The sequence below is a fragment of the Candidatus Rickettsiella isopodorum genome (assembly GCF_001881495.1).
GTDB classification, from domain to species: domain Bacteria; phylum Pseudomonadota; class Gammaproteobacteria; order Diplorickettsiales; family Diplorickettsiaceae; genus Aquirickettsiella; species Aquirickettsiella isopodorum.
Window position 1 is genome coordinate 1 of sequence record NZ_LUKY01000012.1, and the last position, 672, is coordinate 672.

At 36.8% G+C, this 672-nt stretch carries 1 protein-coding gene; it reads right to left on the reverse strand.

Features of this window, described 5'->3' with window-relative positions; all coding sequences use genetic code 11:
• The coding region (locus tag A1D18_RS06775) for a hypothetical protein (protein WP_171910789.1) at nt 1–672 on the reverse strand (672 nt) is incomplete at both ends.

Here is a 672-nt window from a genome sequence, read left to right on the forward strand (position 1 = left end):
AGGCGCACAAAAGGGTGGAATCGATTGCATGGCGGCTTTGTTTTTTCCGCATAAGAATCCATCCGTATCAAGTAGCAAATAATCACTATTTTCAGGATAAAAATTATCGAGAACCAGTATATCGGATCCCTTGCCGCCTTGTAGTCGGCCTGTTGTAGCATTGCCTTGTAAATCAAATACATTCCCATTATCACCACCTTTGTACCATTTTTTACCGTTTTTCACGATAAATAATGTGGGGGAATGAGAAAAAGCAATGACTTCGTCCTCTCCTTCTCCTAAATCAACTAAAGTCCCATTACCGGTTCTGTTTAGTGCATAGCTTATGCCTAAGGTCTTATGGCATAAGTAATACTTCATTTTTATATTAAGCACCTCATAAGGAGGTGGGGCGGCGGATAAACAAAATAAATCGCCCTCAGCAGGTTTATCAGGATTATTATCGTCAGGTGTAAAATTTATTTTTTCTTTTAAAAAAGCTTTACGAATTTTGCATGTATCTTCTACAAAAGTAAAAGCAGGAAAAATAGACCACTGAATAGCGGTGTTATCTTTTAAAAATTTAATCGCACGTTCTACTAATTGCCCATTATTGGCTTTAAGCTGTATATATTCTAAAGGAGCCAGATGAAGTGTGCTAAGTAAAAACTCAAAAAATTTTTCTCCTCTAGA